Below are 15,219 nucleotides of genomic sequence, written 5' to 3' on the forward strand. Positions count from 1 at the left end.
TACTCTGAAAATTCACTATACAAATACTGTACCAAGATTGTTTAATTGTATTTGGACGAACTTTCGTTTACCGACTTGAATAATCAAGCCGTCAGAAAGGGTTAAATGAAAATGGATATCTTCTATTTTTCCTCCATTTACTCTAACACCCTTGTTCTCTATCATTCGTCTTGCTTCAGAGAACTAGCAACAACTAATTGCTACTCTCTTTCCCTTTTGGCTTCCACTGAAATATATCTAAGCAAACCTGTCCTTTTTCGCTTACTTTTACACCCTCGCTTTGTAAAGATAAGATTTGTTCTTGATACGAAGAATCATCCTGGATCGAGAGTTGCCCTTTTGTGTTTATGACCCGATGCCAAGGCAAACCATACTTTTTACTCATCGAGTGAAGGATACGAACCACTTGACGAGCAGCTCTTGGACTACCGGCAAGTCTGGCAATTTGCCCATAGGTCATTACTTTTCCTTCAGGAATATTTTTTATTATCATTACTACTTGCTCTGTAAATGGCTGCATGTGAATATCCTTTCTTTCCGTCTATTAAATTATAACATTCTCAAATAATAAAAGCTGAGGACAAAAATAGTAAAGGGTTCCACTTTGAGATGCTTTGCTTAAAATACGTACTGAATAAGCGGAGATTTTTCCGTTAGATGCAGAATGGACCCTCGTTTCGGGGTAAATAAGGGAAGATTTTCCGCTTATGCAAAGCAAAATCTCCCCTTTTCGAAATTTCAAAGCCAATAGGAGGTATTTCTCCGTCTATTGTAAGCTATTTTTAATAATAATTATTAATTAAGCGGAATTTCTCCGTCTATTTCAGCTCGAATGTGACCCTGTTATTCTCTTATGCCACCCTCATACAATACTTCAAAATATCGATTAACAGCATTACCCGCTTCATTGGTAGCTGTTATTCTATAAAAATTATAGGCTGGACTTTTTTCATTGAATACAAGTTGCTTTTCAAATGAACTAGTTAAGGATTCCGTCACTTCATCCCCAAATCCAGAAGCACCAAATAGTAAGAAATCTGCATCTGTACGACCTTTAAAAGTGATGGTATGATCGCCTTTTGGTAGAAGTGTTACCAAATTAACAGGACTCTCGATTGTTAATTGAGGAAGCGTAGTAATTGGTGCTTCCTTGAACAAAAGGCCTTTAAGCGTAAATTCGTAAGTAAGAAGTGACGGATCTTCCTGTGATTCGATAGGATTGGAAGTGACAACAAACATGTAGTCACCTGCAGGTAATACATCTCCATTACCATACATGGATCCCCAATTTTGATCAGTAATGATAAAATCTGAACCATCTGTATTCGGTCCCCAAGTTACATGAATTGTGCCTTTTTTGGTGGTAGAAAAATGATAATAATGTGTTTCAAGGTCTAGATATATATTTCCTTTCCATTGAACACTTGTGATTTTCTTTTTTTCTTTAACTTCTTTTGTTACCTTTTCCTCTGCCTTTGCAGAAAGATCCAATACCGGGACAGCTTTTGGAGGTAAGAAACTTGGTGTTAGAAATAGCAACACCATAAATAGTCCGATCCCGATTAGTAATAATATTCTTGTTTTTAACATTCCGCCTTGCACCCTTTCCTAACAATAAATGGGTGGTTGATCCGCTGCTATGTTGTTTGCTGTATCTGTTTTCACTATTAAGGTAGACGGGACTTTTTTTATAAATGTTACATATTTCCATAAAAATAACACAAATATTGAGTTTGTCTCTGTTTCAAACGTGTAATAGTCCTTCTTTACATAAAAAAACACTTCTCCCAATTTAGAAGAAGTGTTTGTGTACATTACTTTTTCTCCTCAAAGTAATCTGTAAATTCTTTCGTATCTGTTAAGTCTTTATTTTTATAATAAGGATTATCCACTGTAGAATCCTCTGGATCTAAATTTGTTTTAATAACTAACATGGGTGCTTCTGTATGTTTGGCGATTACACGATCATCTAATTGTTCAAAATCAGGTAGTTTATCGCTTCCAGGTTTTCTTGGTTCCACGGTCACACACCTCCTAATGATAGGATGCTTTAAAGAATCAGAACTATGTACGAAAATATTTTGTTAGGTAAATACTATTGTTAAAAGGCATAGGAGGGAATAAAGTTTGGGAGCAATTCAAAGAAATGGCTGGACGTTTGAGACCGAATTTAGTGTGATTAAACAAAAGGGTTCGATTCAAGTGTATCATCATGGTGATTTCAAAGAAGAAATTACCTTTGATTTTCACGGGAATTTTCCGAACCACGATGAAATAGAAAAGATCGTCGATATCTATTGTGAAAGCCACCATATTTAATATTGGTTTTTTATGGTACGTACCTAAATGAAAAAGTAGGAAATAATATGAACGATAACCTTGAAAGGGAGGGATTTTCTATGTCTTTAGAATGGTTTGACCGAGTAAGTGGCGAATTGCAGGATCATCTAGAGTCTATTTGTGATAAGTATGATCAAGTAGGTCATATGTCTGTTGATCGTGGTGCAAAACATCCACGAATGGAGTTTTACGTAGAAACAGAAGACGATGATCGAGAGTATTTCTGTACCCTTTATTTCGATCCACATAACGAAGAGTTCTATATTGATTCCATTGATGTAGAGCTTGGGCAAACGTCAAAAACAATCCTTGCTGATATCGAGGACATAATCGATGCGGTCCATGAAAGTTTGCATGACTTTATGAATGATGATGATTTCGATGATGATGATTACTACGAAGTGGACGACGACGAAAATGACGATGTTGAAGTTGATTATGTTCTTATGGACGATGAAGATGAAAGCGATGATATACTAGAACAAGTTGATGTCGAGTGGGAGACACCTGAAGTGACGGCCTTTATGTACGAAGATGAAATTGAAGTTTCCTACCAGTTCGGTATTGTCCAAGAGACAGGGGACGGTGTTCTTCGCAGAGTGAACAGAATTTGGACAGATGACGACGAATTAATAAAAGACGAAACCAATTTTATCTTCTCTAAAGAGGAAGCTAGTACGATTATTGCCATGATCGCGAGCCATATGGATTCTTTAAGCGACTTTAACTATGACCGGTAAGCAGCCAGCTAGATCACTCGATTTGAGTGATCTATTTTTTAGCTCAACCGGTTCTTGCTTATATTTTTTTATTTATTAATTCATCTGCAAACGTTAAAACGGCTTGGCCATTACAAGTTCCGTAGTGCATGGGTTGAATCATATCTATCGGTAACTGCAATCCCTCTTTTTTGGCTAATTTTTGAAAGTCAGGAAGTAAATAGCGTACCTGTGGAGCCACAAGTAACACATCTGCTTTTCGTAAATGTTCTAAATGTCGCTCAACTTCTCCTACACCAATTGCCCAAATATGATAGGCATCCTCTCCGTATTGCTTCGCAACTTCCTGCATTTTTGTAACCAATAAACTTGAGGAAAATCCCCCACCACAGCATAAAAGAATATGTTTCATTGTTAATAAGCCTCTTTCTTTTTATAATATTAAGTGATATTACCGATTTAGCGCACTCCCTGATATTTATACCCTCTTCTTCTCCGGCATGTATTTCATCCATTTTTTTTGCTTATAGCTAGCACCTAAATAGGCTACAAAGGAAGCTGCTGATATTCCCACTCCTATTTTCCAAATGAAAGGGTTCATTACATACAACCCAAACCCTACACCCATTAATCCAACTAACAAAAGCTGAAACATTTGCTTTTTATGATTTTCTTGAGTAATAAATAGGAACTTTCGTCTTTGTTCGGTTTCCTTTAATCGCTCGAGCTTTTGTGGTGTTTGAAGAAATTCATTGGCTGAGTGAAGTACTTTAAAGATCGGTTGTGATTGAAGCCACTGCCAGATAAAGGTCCATTTATTACTTTGGTTCCTAAGCCAATCCATAAACACTGGTTTCCCAAGATCTAGTGGTTCTTCTTCTGGAGCCACGTTTCGAAGAATCCCCTCTATTGTTCCAACAGACCGTGCTAAAAACACGAATCTTGTAGGTACCTGAATGGGAAGGGCTTGAATTATGTCGTTCATTTCTAACTTTAAAGCAAGTAGGTCCATATTTTTCAACTCGCTCATTTGAAAGGACAAGAGCTCAGATAAAAGCCTCTCCATTACTTGAGTATCCGCATCTGGCAGTAAAAATCCTAATTGTGCCAAACACTCTACTGCCTTTTTGTAATTCTTGGCTAAGAATGCCTCAATAAGTGCTTGAAAATAAGAGGCATCTCTTTTACTGATTTGTCCTACCATTCCAAAATCTAATAAAATAATTTTTCCTTCCTGACTAATCATCACATTTCCCGGATGAGGATCTGCGTGAAAATAACCTGGTTCTAACCATTGTGGCAGGAAGAGTTCAATGAGTTTTTGAGCGATTTCTTTACGACTGATTTCTACCTGTTTTAACCCTTCGACATCGGTCAGTTTTATTGCTTCTACCCATTCCATGACAAGCACCTTTTTCGTACAGAGCTCCGGAAATACATTTGGTATTTTAACTGTATCATGATCACTAAATCGGTTGGAAAATGATTGTAGGGCCTCTAACTCTTTTGCAAAGTCTAGCTCCCTTTCAATCACTTCTCTTAGTTCCTTATATAACATTTGAAAATTAATAAATCCTTTCGGTACCGGGACAAAATGGTCAGCGAACCAAATGATCATTCCTAGTGTCCGAAAATCGATTTGAACGATAGATTGTATGTTTGGACGCTGAACTTTTACAGCCACCTTTGTTCCATTCTTTAACAATGCTTGGTACACTTCTCCGATAGAGGCAGATGCGATCGCCTCTTTTTCAATAGATTCAATATGCTGGTAAATAGAGCCTCCCCATTCTTTTTCAAGGATTTTCTCTATATCCTCCCATTTTGACGGCGGTACATGATCAGTCAGGTCCTCCATTTGTTTGATAAATCCATGTGGAAGTAAATCTGAACGAATACTTAATATTTGACCAATTTTAATCAATAAACCTTCTAATTCGAACAGGGTTTTCCGAAACCGCTCACCAATCTTCCCCCAAAGCTTTTCCCACTCTGATTCAGGCTTTCTTCGTAGCTTGTACCAGTAGATTTCTAGAAATATAGTAAATGCTAGAGACAACACCTTTGTCATGCGAATGAACTTACTTTGAACTTTCATTCCCGATCCTCTCGTTTCCCTTTAAGAGTAAAAAATGAGTACTATTTGGGAAATACTCTCCCGTTTGAAATCCAAAACTTAGATAAAATCGATCTGCTTCCATTGTGTCTGTATGTAAAACAATGACATGAAAATGTGGAGCAGCTTTAGAGAGGATTAATTCTAATAATAATTTCCCTACCCCCATCCTTCTATATCTTTTTCTTACATAAAACCTTCGCAGCCTTCCAATGCTAGGTTGCTTTGAAAAGGGGTCTTGATTTAGTCCACCTATTGCCACAAGTCCTCCATTTAAAGCAAAAACACCATATAGCGCTTCACCAGATAGAGAAAAACGGTTGTCACCAGTTTCATAGTCATTAACTAACCTTTTTACAAAATTGAACCCCTCTTTTTTACTCTCTGATATCAAAGCATTGATATCTACTTGAGAAAGATTGTTTATTTTACGAACCTCAAACATTTTTAAGCTCCTCCAATAACTTCCAATATGTTCTGGGACCACCGTTTACAATTACAGCGTGCTTAGGTACTTGAAATAAGACTAGAAAGAAAACGAGTATATCAACTGAAGAGGCCAATGAATTTAGTAGCACTAGTATTTTAACAGGAGTTGATAAAAGACCTAACCAACCTAGCACCAATGGTAATAGGATGGAGAGGAGCAAATAAGGAGCAATCGAGATGATAAGAAACCTAATTTTACTCATTTTCTCTTCTGTGATTACAAAACCGCCAAACCAACTAAGTCCTATATATGTTATTTTCGACTTATGAAAATTAGGAATAAAAACTAAATGTAATATCTCATGGATCACAACCAAGAGCCATAGAGCTCCAACATAAATTAAGTTGAAGTTTATTTCTACACCGTTATCTGATATTCCGAATTCCTTTAAAGTTAAAGGAGAAAGTAGATTCACAATCGAAATCGTTATCCAACCATTTAAAAACATAAACGGCAATGAAAGTAAAATAGAACTCCATACATTTTTCGGTTCTCGTAGAGCAATCCAGCTTTTGGTAAGTAACTCTCTCTCGACAGATTCATCAAAAATTGGGTATTTTCGACTGATTTTCATCTATACCCTCCTTTACTTTTGATAATGTAATACGAAACCACTGGTATGTTGGTTTCATTTTTCTAATTAAAAAACACGCGATTCTCCTGTTTAATCGCGTGTTAGTCTATATTTAAGTATTTATCAAGATAAGCGGTAAACTCAGAATAAGGTAGAGGCTTTGCAAAATAATAACCTTGTACTTCATCACACTCTATTGTTTTTAGAAAATTCACCTGTTCTAACGTTTCTGCTCCTTCAGCCAGTACTTTTAGATTCAGGTTATGACCAAGTGTAACAATTGATGTCATGAGGGTATCTTCTTCTTTCGGTATATTTAATAGAAATATCCGATCGATTTTTAGACGATGAATACTTAATTTCTTTAAGTAACTTAGTGAGCTATATCCTGCTCCGAAATCATCTAAGCTAATATGAATCCCTAAATTCTTAATATCTTCAAGTATCTGACTTGATTTTTCAAAATTAAACAGGCTTCCTTCCGTGATTTCTAAGTCTAATAACCTCGGTTCCAATCCCGTTTCTTTAAGTATTTCTTTAATATCCTGCAAAAGTCGAGGATGCTGAAGTTGTACCGAGGATAAGTTAACAGACACCCGTAAATCAAGGCCAAACAACTCATTTATCTCTACCGTTTGCGTACAAGCCTTTTTCAATACCCATAACCCAATTTGATTAATTAAATGTAATTCCTCCGCTAGCTGTATAAACTTCAATGGAGAAATAATCCCTTTCGTTGGGTGATTCCATCGAATGAGAGCTTCCATCCCAATAGGTTTCCCGGAAATTAAGGAAAGCTGAGGTTGATAAAACACTTCGAATTGTTCGGCAATGACAGCATGGTGAAGCTCTAGCTCAATGTCTCTCTTTTCATTGGATTCTGTAAGAAGCTTACTATTATATACCATGACTCTTATGTCATTTACTGGAGGAACATGTATCTTAGTTAAATTCGCATTTTTCCCGTAAAGTACTATCAAGTATATATCCGAAAACCAAAAGGACCAATGATAATAAAACAAATAATAAGGTGGGAGCTTTCCCAAACCGCTTAGGTGGTTCAGACAATTTTCTTTTTACTAGTTTCCTTGAAACTAGGACCACTGTCAAAATGGTAAGGAAATACCCAAAAAGAAACAATAGTATATGGATATTAGAGTCTATTTCTAGGGAGGTCATACTATTTTCCTTCTTTCGCTACGTACTAATACTCTTAGTATCGGTTGACCACTGAATTAATTAAGAAAAAAAGCAGATAAATTCCCCTGAATATAAAAAAGAGCTACCAAATTAGCAGCTCTAAACAAGGAATACTTATATATGTAGAGTCATAACAAACTGTTCTCCAAGCGAACCAATCACTCTTCTCCCCGTATCTTGAAATCCTACTCGTGCATACAGATTTTGCGCTGGGACATTTTGATGATTAACCCCTAGAACGATTTCGTCACAGCTTGGAAATTGATTTTGTATATATTTCTTGAGCAACAGTAATCCTTGTTTTGCATTACCCCTCCCCTGTTTTGAATAATCAATGGAGAATGCCGTTAATAGCATAGAATTGGGGTTATTTGAATATCCTTCACACGTGAAGTCGAATGGAAAATGAAAAAACCAACAGGAACGTCATCTTCTACAATCACAATCGGAAATTGTCCCTCTTGTACTTCGAGCACATGACTAGGCAAGGCGGTAAACTTCACTTGATCGTTAGGAAGTTCAAAAGAAAATAACCTCTCCTTATATTTAAGTTGGAATAGATCTAGACTGATATTTTTTGTTTGGCTCATTACTTCCTCCACTCTTCCTCAAGGATGGCGTAGTAATACTCATCCCACCACCCATCACCATTTGGGATACATTTTTTAAAATATCCTTCCCGTCTCATCCCGATTTTTTCCATTACACGATAGGAACCTATATTTTCAGGCTGACATGTAGCGATGATTCGATGTAACTTTAATTCCTCAAATCCATACTGCATTACTGCTTTCGCAGCCTCGGAGGCAAATCCTTTATTATAATAATCTGGATGAAACACCCATCCAATCTCATAAGTGTGTTCGCCAAAATAACGATGAAATACAATATGTCCAATAAGAGTAGCACTTTCTTTTAATATAACCGGGTACTTCTCAACCTTCTCCCCCATATTATCAAACACAAACTGCTTTGCATCTTCTTTAGTGAAAACACCTTCTGGAATATACCTCATTACATCCAAATTTGATGTATATTCGTAAACTGCTAGGTAGTCGTTTATATCAAAATCTCTTATTATTAACCGTTCTGTTTCTATAAACATCATTGCCACTCCTATAAAACATAATATAAATTTCCTAGACTAAACATTCGATATAAATGGAAATATTTCCTTCTTCCTAAAATATTAGATTGCTGAATGGGAAAAAGAACATTAAGATTAAGTTATCTAGACTTTAGGGGGCAAGATTTTATTGCGTAGCATGATGTGATTCCTTCATATTCATACAAAAAACAATCATGATCTTTCGCTCTTAACCCAGGAATGAAAATTGGTTCCCCACTCCATAATGTAGATACCACAAACAGTGAGTATATGACGTGGCTCTTATTGGTGGTCTTACCCTGTACAAAAAACTGTTGGAATGAATTTGGTGCACAACCCATTGTTAGCTCTCTCCTATGAGAGATGACTACGAACAGAAAAATGCTTAATTTCAAATTCATTCCACTGTTTGTGGAATATAATTCTGGAAGGTTGAACAAATGGAAACATTGTACAAACGGTGTGCTGGCTTGGATGTTCACTCAGAGACTATTGTAGCCTGTGTCCTAATGGGTGAATCAGAGGCAGACCTGGTAAAAGAAACTGAAACATTTCCTACTATGACTAAAGACTTGTTTCGGCTTCTAAAGTGGTTAGAAGAAAAACAGGTAACTCATATTGCGATGGAAAGCACTGGCGTTTACTGGAAACCTGTTTATAACATCTTAGAAGATTTTTTTGATATTACCTTGGCAAACGCACAAAGAATCAAAAACGTTCCCGGTAGAAAGACAGATGTGTCAGATGCAGAATGGATTGCCAAATTATTAAGACATGGATTAATAGAGAAGAGCTTTGTTCCTCCAGAGGACATAAGAAATCTAAGGGATCTAACTCGTCTCCGCAAGAAATGGATTGGTCATATGACATCTGAAAAGAATCGAATCCAAAAGGTACTTGAGACTTCAAATATCAAATTAAGTACAGTAATTTCAGATGTATTTGGAGTTTCCGGCAGGAAACTTTTAGAACAACTAATGTCTAATGGTTACTTAGATCAAAAAGACGTTGAACAAAGAATTCATGGTCGAATGGCTCATAAAAAACAGTCAATTACGGACTCCTTGTTTGGTACGATAAATGACCACCAATTATTTCTTATCAAACAATCTTGGATGCACATTGTCTATCTAGAAGAGTTAATATCAGATATTGAAAAAAGGATAGATGAAATCTTAAAAGACTACAAAGAAGAAGTGGATATCATTGTCACGATGACAGGTATTAAAAAAGATACAGCAGCTACAATAATTGCAGAAATCGGAGTAAATATGGAACAATTTCCTACTTCCAAACATATTGCTTCCTGGGCAGGACTATCACCAGGAAATCATGAAAGTGCAGGGAAAAGAAAAAGCACACGGACGGTGAAAGGAAACCCTCATATTAAGTCAGCACTTTGCGAAGCTGCGTGGGCAGCATCACGAAGTAAAAACACCAGGTTATCCGCTAAATATTGGTCACTAGCTGCAAGAAGAGGAAAGAAAAAAGCACTCGTTGCCATTGGACATCGAATGCTTACAATCATCTATCACATGCTAAAGAACAAAGAACCCTACCATGAGTCAACATAAATTAGCAGTATAGACAAAAGTTAAAAAAGATATTCGAGATACCATAAATTTAGGTACCTCTGCTTTCCTATTGCAAAAATTGCATTAATAATATCATTAACACAACTGATCTTGTTTAAACCCATATTTATTTTCACAGAAAAGGGAGAACAATATGACGAATTTATTTAAGGGGAAATTAATAAAGCTTACTACTGTCCGTGCAGAGGACGCAGCAATTATGGCATCATGGGAGGAAAACTCAGACTATTTACGTAATCTTGATACGGATATCGCCTATCCGCATTCCATTGCGGAACTTGAAGAGGATAAAGAACGAAGCTCTAATTCAGCGTATTTCCGGTTACGAACAATAGAGAATGACATTTTAATTGGTTTTGTTGTCATCCACTCTATCGAATGGAATAATCGGGTCGGTTCTTTAGCCATTGGAATAGGAGATACAAACTATCAAAATAAAGGCTATGGTAGTGAAGCATTACAATTAATCCTCCGTTATGCATTTCATGAGTTAAATCTACATCGAGTGGGTTTGGACGTCATTGGCTATAACAGTCGGGCAATCCGCGCATATGAAAAAGCAGGTTTTATCGTAGAAGGAAGACTTCGTTCCGCTATTAATCGTGACGGGCGTTATTCCGATCGTATTATGATGGGGATATTAAGATCAGAATGGGAACAACAAGTTTTAAAGCAATAGAGCAAAAAAGCCAACGAGTTTTTTCGTTGGCTCTTGGTGTTAAAATGTATGGGCTAAATCCTTTGCTCTTGCAATCGCATTCTCTTTGATTTCTTGTGCTTTATCTGGCATCGCATTATGACCTTCTACAAATAATCCTTCAAACGAAGGAACTCCGTAAAATTGCATAATCACACTTAAATAACGGTGCCCCATTTCAAGGGCTGCAGCAGGACCTTCAGAGTAAACCCCACCACGCGCTTGAATATGTAAAGATTTTTTATCCGTTAATAATCCTATTGGACCTTCGGCTGTGTACTTAAATGTCTTTCCAGCAACAGAAACCGCATCAAGATACGCCTTCATCACTGGAGGGAATGAAAAATTCCAAAGTGGAGTAACAAATACATATTTGTCAAAAGAGATAAATTGATCACAAAGTTCACCAAGGCGTGCCACCTTAGCCTTTTCCTCTGAAGAAAGCTCATCAAAACCTTTTCCTGATTGTAGCTTTCCCCAGCCACTGAATACGTCAACATCAATTTGAGGAATATCCTCTTTATAAAGATCTAAGTGTAAGACCTCGTGATCCGAATTTTTTTCTTTGTACGTGTCAATAAATGCTTTACCTACAGCCATACTATAAGACTGTGTGTCATCGTGTGGATGAGCAGTAATGTAAAGGACTTTTGTCATTTTCTCATCTTTCCTTTCTTCTATTGTTGTGCATTCTAGTTTGTGAGAAAACAACTTTTGTATGCATCTAACTAAAATTTTTCAAATAAAAAAGGGACGCTCCTTCGAATGCCCCTTTCCTTCAAAAATTCAGTTTTCTGTTGTAAATGGATTTCCACTAATGTTTGCTCTCATTTCATCAGTGATCATAAAAGGCTCTTGCTCTTTCACTTCCCCTTCTGTTGGAGCGCCATGCAAACTTCCATCATAATGCATCGGTTTTTGATCCATATGTATTCACCTCCATCAAAGGATAGTATATACAATATCTTACTATTTATTTTAAATAAAAAATATATTATTTAAAATATTCTTACTACTTTTTTAACCCATGTGATTATTTTTTTTCCTCTGCAAGATTTAACTTTCTTAGCTCGTTATCTGTCTTATTCCGGGTTAAGTTATAGGACTGCCATGAGGTATTTTTTATATACAATCGATCTTCTTTTCTCCCTATGAGCAACTCTTCTAATCCTGGTATTTCGGCTCCACTTTGATAAAGATCAATAAGCCCAAGAGTTCCCGTGTCCGATAGATTGTTTAAATAATAAATGTCAATTTTTCCGGTTGTTTCGTATCTCATAATATTTTGTTCGACAACAAATTGGTCGATATTTACAACATTGATACCTACATAATATACGAGTGCCGAAATGAAATAAAAATGAAACAAAGAAAGTTTCTCAAGCCAAATTTTCACCAGTGTATAAGCAAATATTACTGTTAAAAAGATCATAAACGAATGGGCAAGTACTCTTGTAAAAGTAAAGCCATACGCCTCTTCATACATCATCATCCGCATAAATGCCGAGATAAGAAGAACCACACTTGATAAAACTAACACAGATAAAGCGACACGAATGAACTTCTTTAACGTACCATAAACGGTTCTGGAAAGTTGAATTGAACTTGTTGTAACAGTCAAATTGATCAAGGTTACAAAAAGCAATTCAAAAAAACCGCGGCGGGCATATTCAGCATACGTATATCCATCCTCCAATGAGCCACTAAAAAAGTACGTAAATTGTATCGCAACAAAAACGATATACACGAAATCTAATAAAAGTAGTACAGTCAGTGTAACGACTCCGTCCATTGATAAAGGGTTGATTGGCCCCTCTTTTTGGATGATTTTATTGTTCTTAATTAATAGCGCTTGCATGAATCCGAAGAAGCCAAAAGTATAAACAAGTACAATGATGGTTCTAAGAAGGAACTCAACATTAATGCTAAATAAATACGGGATTTCCATTACCAGCCGCTCAAACTGAGCATCTGCTGAGATGAGCAGATTTAAAACAATGAACAACACGGGAATGGATAAGGTAATACCAAGTATTATTTTTTTCCATACTTCAAAGTTCCTTTGGTTCCCATTCTTTGATAGGTTTGTAATGTATTTGGTAAAGAACACATGATATTTCAAGCCGTCAAATACACGTAGAAACGTGTAAAGGAAGAAATACCAATTATGCCAAACTCTATTATTAGACGATGTTACTAGAGACAAATGAACGATCACAAGAGCCGGTATGACAACAATATTTAGCGCGTAAAAAAGCTGTGTGTCATAAAGATAGTATCCAGCGGTTAATAACCATATACAGATTAATATGAAATATCCAACCCTTTGATGTGAAAACGGAAACTTACGAAATCTCCAGTAAAATACCGTATAGAATGAAAGAATAAAAACAAAATAGGATATTCCAATTTGGTCCCTAAAAAAAGCTTCTTCCCCAACAATACCTAAAATGACACATAGAACCAAAAAGATCCAATCGTTTTTCAACAATTTTTCACGCATCAAATTTCCCTCCGTTATATCGTTTTTCTATATACATAGTTTTTCTATGTACTATTGCAAAAAAAAGCTTAGATTGAAGCTTTTTTCCCCCAGCGATAGCTAATTATGCACACTGGGTAAAGTAGAAGTGTTAAAAAAATACAGACGCCGATAAAGGTTTCCGTTAATAGTGGATAAAACCATTCACGTGGGATAAGATGAAATACTGTTAAGACCATTAAAGTTACATTTGGTATTAACGCAAAAATAAAGGTCCTTTTCATCACCCTTTTCCCTTTATGACCAAAGCCCCTCCCAATCTCATATCCGAGAAGTGCCCAAAAGAACATATAAATGAAAGCAATGATGATAGGAAAAGACGCAAGATTAAACCATAAATTTGTCAACCACTCCCAATCAAGAAGATTATGTGCAAGTGTTAGAACGGCGCCACCTGTAAAGAACAGAATATTCACTGCAATAAACAACCACTTCATATTGCTAGGTGTATAGGATAACTCTTCTTTCCACATTGCAGCGATCTCTTCTGGTGTCCCGAATCTGGAGTAGACTTCTTCCCGAATTTCGTCATATTCCATTTGGTATAAGCTTAATAAAAGTTCATCCAAATGCATTTCATATTCCGCTATTATAGATTCCTTTTCCTTGTGGTTTCCGAGGTTTTCTTTCAGGCTTTCTAAAAACTCACTCTTCAGCCGTTCCATGCTTCTTTCTCCCCATCATCTTGTTCATTACTGAAACAAAATCATTCCACTCACGTGTTTTTTCCAGCAGCATTTCTTTACCAGCTTCTGTAATTTTGTAATATTTCCGAGCTGGACCTTTCTCTTGCTCTTTCCAATAGCACTCAATATATTCCTGCTTTTCAAGCTTATGTAGTGCCGGATATAAAGTACCCTCTTTCACAGAAAACTCATTTCCGCTTCTGTTTTCAAGTTCTTTAACAAGCTCGTAGCCATACATATCGCGCTCTTCTAAAAGTTGAAGTAACAAAAGCGAAGTACTACCTTTAACCAATTCACGATTAAACATCTTTTCACCTACATAGTTTTTTTAGGTATATAGAAATTCTACCTCTTAGTTTTCTTCTTGTAAAGTATCCTGGATAAAAAAAAGAAATAATTTACAAACACAGTCAGTTAATTCAATTACACAAACAAAAACCCACACTGAAGTGGGTTTTACATTATTAATGCTTTTAAGCGAAACTCTCGCACATTGGGGGAATACATTTTTTTAAGTCCCATTTTTTTAAGCTTACGATGTTTATCTCTTCATCAGAGAAAAAGCTGATGCCCGTGGAGTTTTCGTCTGGATATACTCTTGCTGACATGACTTTTTCTCCCTCGTTAATAAATACTTCTACCGATGAGTGATCAACAAATATGCGCAGATGGAGAAGATTTTCTTTTAGCTGTACTGGAGCTTTTCGTATTCCTTTTGGACCTTTTCCAGACCGATTCCGATCAAAGATCACCTTTCCTTCTAGTCGGCTATAACCGATAACTGTTTCCTCTTGCTCACTCACTCGAACCTTCACACCAAACTGCTCGGTGGATTTTGCATCAATCGTTACATCAAGCTCATAACTTTCCCCCATAAGTTCAGGAATAATTTTCTCTTCCCTTACCGTCACATGTTCAAGCTCAACCAGATTCCCGCGAAGCTCCTGTAACTCTGGAATAGGATTACTGTAAATTTCTCCATCCACCCATTCAAGCTGTCGAGGAATCGTCATAGCTCCTGCCCAATTGTATTCTTGCTCAGGCATGTGACTCTCCCACATCGCCATCCATGCAATCATAATACGTCTCCCTTTAGGATCTTCCATCGTTTGTGGAGCATAAAAATCAAATCCATAATCCAATAAATGAAAA

Annotated in this window: 22 protein-coding genes and 1 pseudogene; 4 read left to right on the forward strand and 19 right to left on the reverse strand. The window is 36.5% G+C overall.

The features are described 5' to 3' along the window. Positions 1 to 15: 15 nt before the first annotated feature. The 5 genes and pseudogenes from MKX65_RS13330 to MKX65_RS13350 all read right to left on the reverse strand — a co-directional run. Positions 16 to 180, reverse strand: a pseudogene (locus MKX65_RS13330) (S4 domain-containing protein); the annotation flags it as partial. A 13-nt stretch (positions 181 to 193) separates the two neighbouring features. Further along, positions 194 to 520, reverse strand: a complete 327-nt coding sequence (locus tag MKX65_RS13335; protein ID WP_160546856.1) for an MGMT family protein — start codon at positions 518 to 520, stop codon at positions 194 to 196. Positions 521 to 843: 323 nt separating this feature from the next. Then, positions 844 to 1,590: a hypothetical protein gene (locus MKX65_RS13340; protein ID WP_340903978.1), complete on the reverse strand. Its 747-nt coding sequence runs from the start codon at positions 1,588 to 1,590 to the stop codon at positions 844 to 846. Between the two features lie 18 nt (positions 1,591 to 1,608). Then, positions 1,609 to 1,815, reverse strand: a complete 207-nt coding sequence (locus tag MKX65_RS13345; protein WP_340903979.1) for a hypothetical protein — start codon at positions 1,813 to 1,815, stop codon at positions 1,609 to 1,611. Next, a complete protein-coding gene (locus MKX65_RS13350; RefSeq protein ID WP_340903980.1) occupies positions 1,815 to 2,021 on the reverse strand; it encodes a hypothetical protein in 207 nt (68 codons plus the stop codon). Before MKX65_RS13350 ends, MKX65_RS13345 begins: the two co-directional genes overlap by 1 nt. A 106-nt stretch (positions 2,022 to 2,127) precedes the next feature. Here MKX65_RS13350 and MKX65_RS13355 point away from each other — a divergent pair, with 106 nt between their 5' ends. Both MKX65_RS13355 and MKX65_RS13360 read left to right on the forward strand, forming a co-directional pair. Then, positions 2,128 to 2,319, forward strand: a complete 192-nt coding sequence (locus tag MKX65_RS13355) for a DUF5370 family protein (protein WP_160546858.1) — start codon at positions 2,128 to 2,130, stop codon at positions 2,317 to 2,319. A gap of 80 nt (positions 2,320 to 2,399) precedes the next feature. Beyond that, on the forward strand, positions 2,400 to 3,080 hold the full coding sequence (locus MKX65_RS13360; RefSeq protein ID WP_160546859.1) for a hypothetical protein: 681 nt from the start codon (positions 2,400 to 2,402) through the stop codon (positions 3,078 to 3,080). Positions 3,081 to 3,138: 58 nt separating this feature from the next. Here MKX65_RS13360 and MKX65_RS13365 read toward each other — a convergent pair whose 3' ends face one another. From MKX65_RS13365 to MKX65_RS13400, 8 genes are all read right to left on the reverse strand, one after another. Then, the gene (locus MKX65_RS13365) at positions 3,139 to 3,471 is read right to left on the reverse strand and encodes a PTS sugar transporter subunit IIB (protein WP_340903981.1); all 333 of its coding nucleotides are present in this window, start codon (positions 3,469 to 3,471) and stop codon (positions 3,139 to 3,141) included. 66 nt (positions 3,472 to 3,537) lie between these two features. Next, positions 3,538 to 5,157: an ABC1 kinase family protein gene (locus MKX65_RS13370; RefSeq protein WP_340903982.1), complete on the reverse strand. Its 1,620-nt coding sequence runs from the start codon at positions 5,155 to 5,157 to the stop codon at positions 3,538 to 3,540. Continuing rightward, positions 5,141 to 5,620, reverse strand: coding sequence for a GNAT family N-acetyltransferase (locus MKX65_RS13375; protein ID WP_340903983.1), 480 nt, complete (start codon positions 5,618 to 5,620; stop codon positions 5,141 to 5,143). The genes MKX65_RS13370 and MKX65_RS13375 overlap by 17 nt, the downstream gene beginning before the upstream one ends. Next, a complete protein-coding gene (locus MKX65_RS13380; protein ID WP_340903984.1) occupies positions 5,613 to 6,239 on the reverse strand; it encodes a DUF3267 domain-containing protein in 627 nt (208 codons plus the stop codon). The genes MKX65_RS13375 and MKX65_RS13380 overlap by 8 nt, the downstream gene beginning before the upstream one ends. A gap of 101 nt (positions 6,240 to 6,340) precedes the next feature. After that, positions 6,341 to 7,219, reverse strand: coding sequence for a putative bifunctional diguanylate cyclase/phosphodiesterase (locus MKX65_RS13385; RefSeq protein ID WP_340903985.1), 879 nt, complete (start codon positions 7,217 to 7,219; stop codon positions 6,341 to 6,343). A 334-nt stretch (positions 7,220 to 7,553) separates the two neighbouring features. Further along, positions 7,554 to 7,796, reverse strand: coding sequence for a GNAT family N-acetyltransferase (locus MKX65_RS13390; RefSeq protein ID WP_340903987.1), 243 nt, complete (start codon positions 7,794 to 7,796; stop codon positions 7,554 to 7,556). Beyond that, on the reverse strand, positions 7,787 to 8,029 hold the full coding sequence (locus MKX65_RS13395) for a hypothetical protein (RefSeq protein ID WP_340903988.1): 243 nt from the start codon (positions 8,027 to 8,029) through the stop codon (positions 7,787 to 7,789). The genes MKX65_RS13390 and MKX65_RS13395 overlap by 10 nt, the downstream gene beginning before the upstream one ends. Beyond that, positions 8,029 to 8,544 carry a GNAT family N-acetyltransferase gene (locus MKX65_RS13400; protein ID WP_340903989.1) on the reverse strand — a complete coding sequence of 172 codons (516 nt, stop codon included), beginning with the start codon at positions 8,542 to 8,544 and terminating at the stop codon, positions 8,029 to 8,031. The genes MKX65_RS13395 and MKX65_RS13400 overlap by 1 nt, the downstream gene beginning before the upstream one ends. Positions 8,545 to 8,987: 443 nt before the next feature. Between MKX65_RS13400 and MKX65_RS13405 the strand changes: the two genes are divergently transcribed. After that, entirely contained in the window at positions 8,988 to 10,121 is a 1,134-nt protein-coding gene (locus MKX65_RS13405; RefSeq protein ID WP_160549954.1) for an IS110 family transposase, read from the forward strand. A 154-nt stretch (positions 10,122 to 10,275) separates the two neighbouring features. Then, positions 10,276 to 10,821 carry a GNAT family N-acetyltransferase gene (locus tag MKX65_RS13410; RefSeq protein WP_340903990.1) on the forward strand — a complete coding sequence of 182 codons (546 nt, stop codon included), beginning with the start codon at positions 10,276 to 10,278 and terminating at the stop codon, positions 10,819 to 10,821. 39 nt (positions 10,822 to 10,860) lie between these two features. Here the strand turns inward: MKX65_RS13410 and MKX65_RS13415 are convergent, their stop codons facing one another. The 6 genes from MKX65_RS13415 to MKX65_RS13440 all read right to left on the reverse strand — a co-directional run bounded on the left by MKX65_RS13415 (position 10,861) and on the right by MKX65_RS13440 (position 15,173). After that, complete coding sequence (locus MKX65_RS13415; RefSeq protein ID WP_340903991.1) at positions 10,861 to 11,496, reverse strand: FMN-dependent NADH-azoreductase; 636 nt, start codon at positions 11,494 to 11,496, stop codon at positions 10,861 to 10,863. A 129-nt stretch (positions 11,497 to 11,625) separates the two neighbouring features. Next, positions 11,626 to 11,766, reverse strand: a complete 141-nt coding sequence (locus MKX65_RS13420) for a hypothetical protein (RefSeq protein WP_340903992.1) — start codon at positions 11,764 to 11,766, stop codon at positions 11,626 to 11,628. 106 nt (positions 11,767 to 11,872) lie between these two features. Next, positions 11,873 to 13,342, reverse strand: a complete 1,470-nt coding sequence (locus tag MKX65_RS13425) for a DUF4153 domain-containing protein (RefSeq protein ID WP_340903993.1) — start codon at positions 13,340 to 13,342, stop codon at positions 11,873 to 11,875. 68 nt (positions 13,343 to 13,410) lie between these two features. After that, positions 13,411 to 14,046 carry an HAAS signaling domain-containing protein gene (locus MKX65_RS13430; protein WP_340903994.1) on the reverse strand — a complete coding sequence of 212 codons (636 nt, stop codon included), beginning with the start codon at positions 14,044 to 14,046 and terminating at the stop codon, positions 13,411 to 13,413. After that, positions 14,027 to 14,374: a PadR family transcriptional regulator gene (locus tag MKX65_RS13435; protein ID WP_119707851.1), complete on the reverse strand. Its 348-nt coding sequence runs from the start codon at positions 14,372 to 14,374 to the stop codon at positions 14,027 to 14,029. The genes MKX65_RS13430 and MKX65_RS13435 overlap by 20 nt, the downstream gene beginning before the upstream one ends. A gap of 166 nt (positions 14,375 to 14,540) precedes the next feature. Next, a complete protein-coding gene (locus MKX65_RS13440) occupies positions 14,541 to 15,173 on the reverse strand; it encodes a glycoside hydrolase family 32 protein (RefSeq protein WP_340906253.1) in 633 nt (210 codons plus the stop codon). Positions 15,174 to 15,219: the final 46 nt, after the last annotated feature.

Origin of the sequence: Robertmurraya sp. FSL R5-0851 (genome assembly GCF_038002965.1) — a bacterium.
GTDB classification, from domain to species: domain Bacteria; phylum Bacillota; class Bacilli; order Bacillales; family Cytobacillaceae; genus Robertmurraya_A; species Robertmurraya_A beringensis.

Coding starts and splice junctions, on each gene's coding strand:
- MKX65_RS13370 (WP_340903982.1), bottom strand. CDS start 5,157: ATGAAAGTTCAAAGTAAGTTCATTCGCATGACAAAGGTGTTGTCTCTA.
- MKX65_RS13395 (WP_340903988.1), bottom strand. CDS start 8,029: ATGAGCCAAACAAAAAATATCAGTCTAGATCTATTCCAACTTAAATAT.
- MKX65_RS13405 (WP_160549954.1), top strand. CDS start 8,988: ATGGAAACATTGTACAAACGGTGTGCTGGCTTGGATGTTCACTCAGAG.
- MKX65_RS13375 (WP_340903983.1), bottom strand. CDS start 5,620: ATGTTTGAGGTTCGTAAAATAAACAATCTTTCTCAAGTAGATATCAAT.
- MKX65_RS13430 (WP_340903994.1), bottom strand. CDS start 14,046: ATGGAACGGCTGAAGAGTGAGTTTTTAGAAAGCCTGAAAGAAAACCTC.
- MKX65_RS13335 (WP_160546856.1), bottom strand. CDS start 520: ATGCAGCCATTTACAGAGCAAGTAGTAATGATAATAAAAAATATTCCT.
- MKX65_RS13365 (WP_340903981.1), bottom strand. CDS start 3,471: ATGAAACATATTCTTTTATGCTGTGGTGGGGGATTTTCCTCAAGTTTA.
- MKX65_RS13400 (WP_340903989.1), bottom strand. CDS start 8,544: ATGTTTATAGAAACAGAACGGTTAATAATAAGAGATTTTGATATAAAC.
- MKX65_RS13360 (WP_160546859.1), top strand. CDS start 2,400: ATGTCTTTAGAATGGTTTGACCGAGTAAGTGGCGAATTGCAGGATCAT.
- MKX65_RS13390 (WP_340903987.1), bottom strand. CDS start 7,796: ATGCTATTAACGGCATTCTCCATTGATTATTCAAAACAGGGGAGGGGT.
- MKX65_RS13345 (WP_340903979.1), bottom strand. CDS start 1,815: ATGTACACAAACACTTCTTCTAAATTGGGAGAAGTGTTTTTTTATGTA.
- MKX65_RS13425 (WP_340903993.1), bottom strand. CDS start 13,342: ATGCGTGAAAAATTGTTGAAAAACGATTGGATCTTTTTGGTTCTATGT.
- MKX65_RS13340 (WP_340903978.1), bottom strand. CDS start 1,590: ATGTTAAAAACAAGAATATTATTACTAATCGGGATCGGACTATTTATG.
- MKX65_RS13410 (WP_340903990.1), top strand. CDS start 10,276: ATGACGAATTTATTTAAGGGGAAATTAATAAAGCTTACTACTGTCCGT.
- MKX65_RS13440 (WP_340906253.1), bottom strand. CDS start 15,173: ATGGAAGATCCTAAAGGGAGACGTATTATGATTGCATGGATGGCGATG.
- MKX65_RS13380 (WP_340903984.1), bottom strand. CDS start 6,239: ATGAAAATCAGTCGAAAATACCCAATTTTTGATGAATCTGTCGAGAGA.
- MKX65_RS13415 (WP_340903991.1), bottom strand. CDS start 11,496: ATGACAAAAGTCCTTTACATTACTGCTCATCCACACGATGACACACAG.
- MKX65_RS13435 (WP_119707851.1), bottom strand. CDS start 14,374: ATGTTTAATCGTGAATTGGTTAAAGGTAGTACTTCGCTTTTGTTACTT.
- MKX65_RS13420 (WP_340903992.1), bottom strand. CDS start 11,766: ATGGATCAAAAACCGATGCATTATGATGGAAGTTTGCATGGCGCTCCA.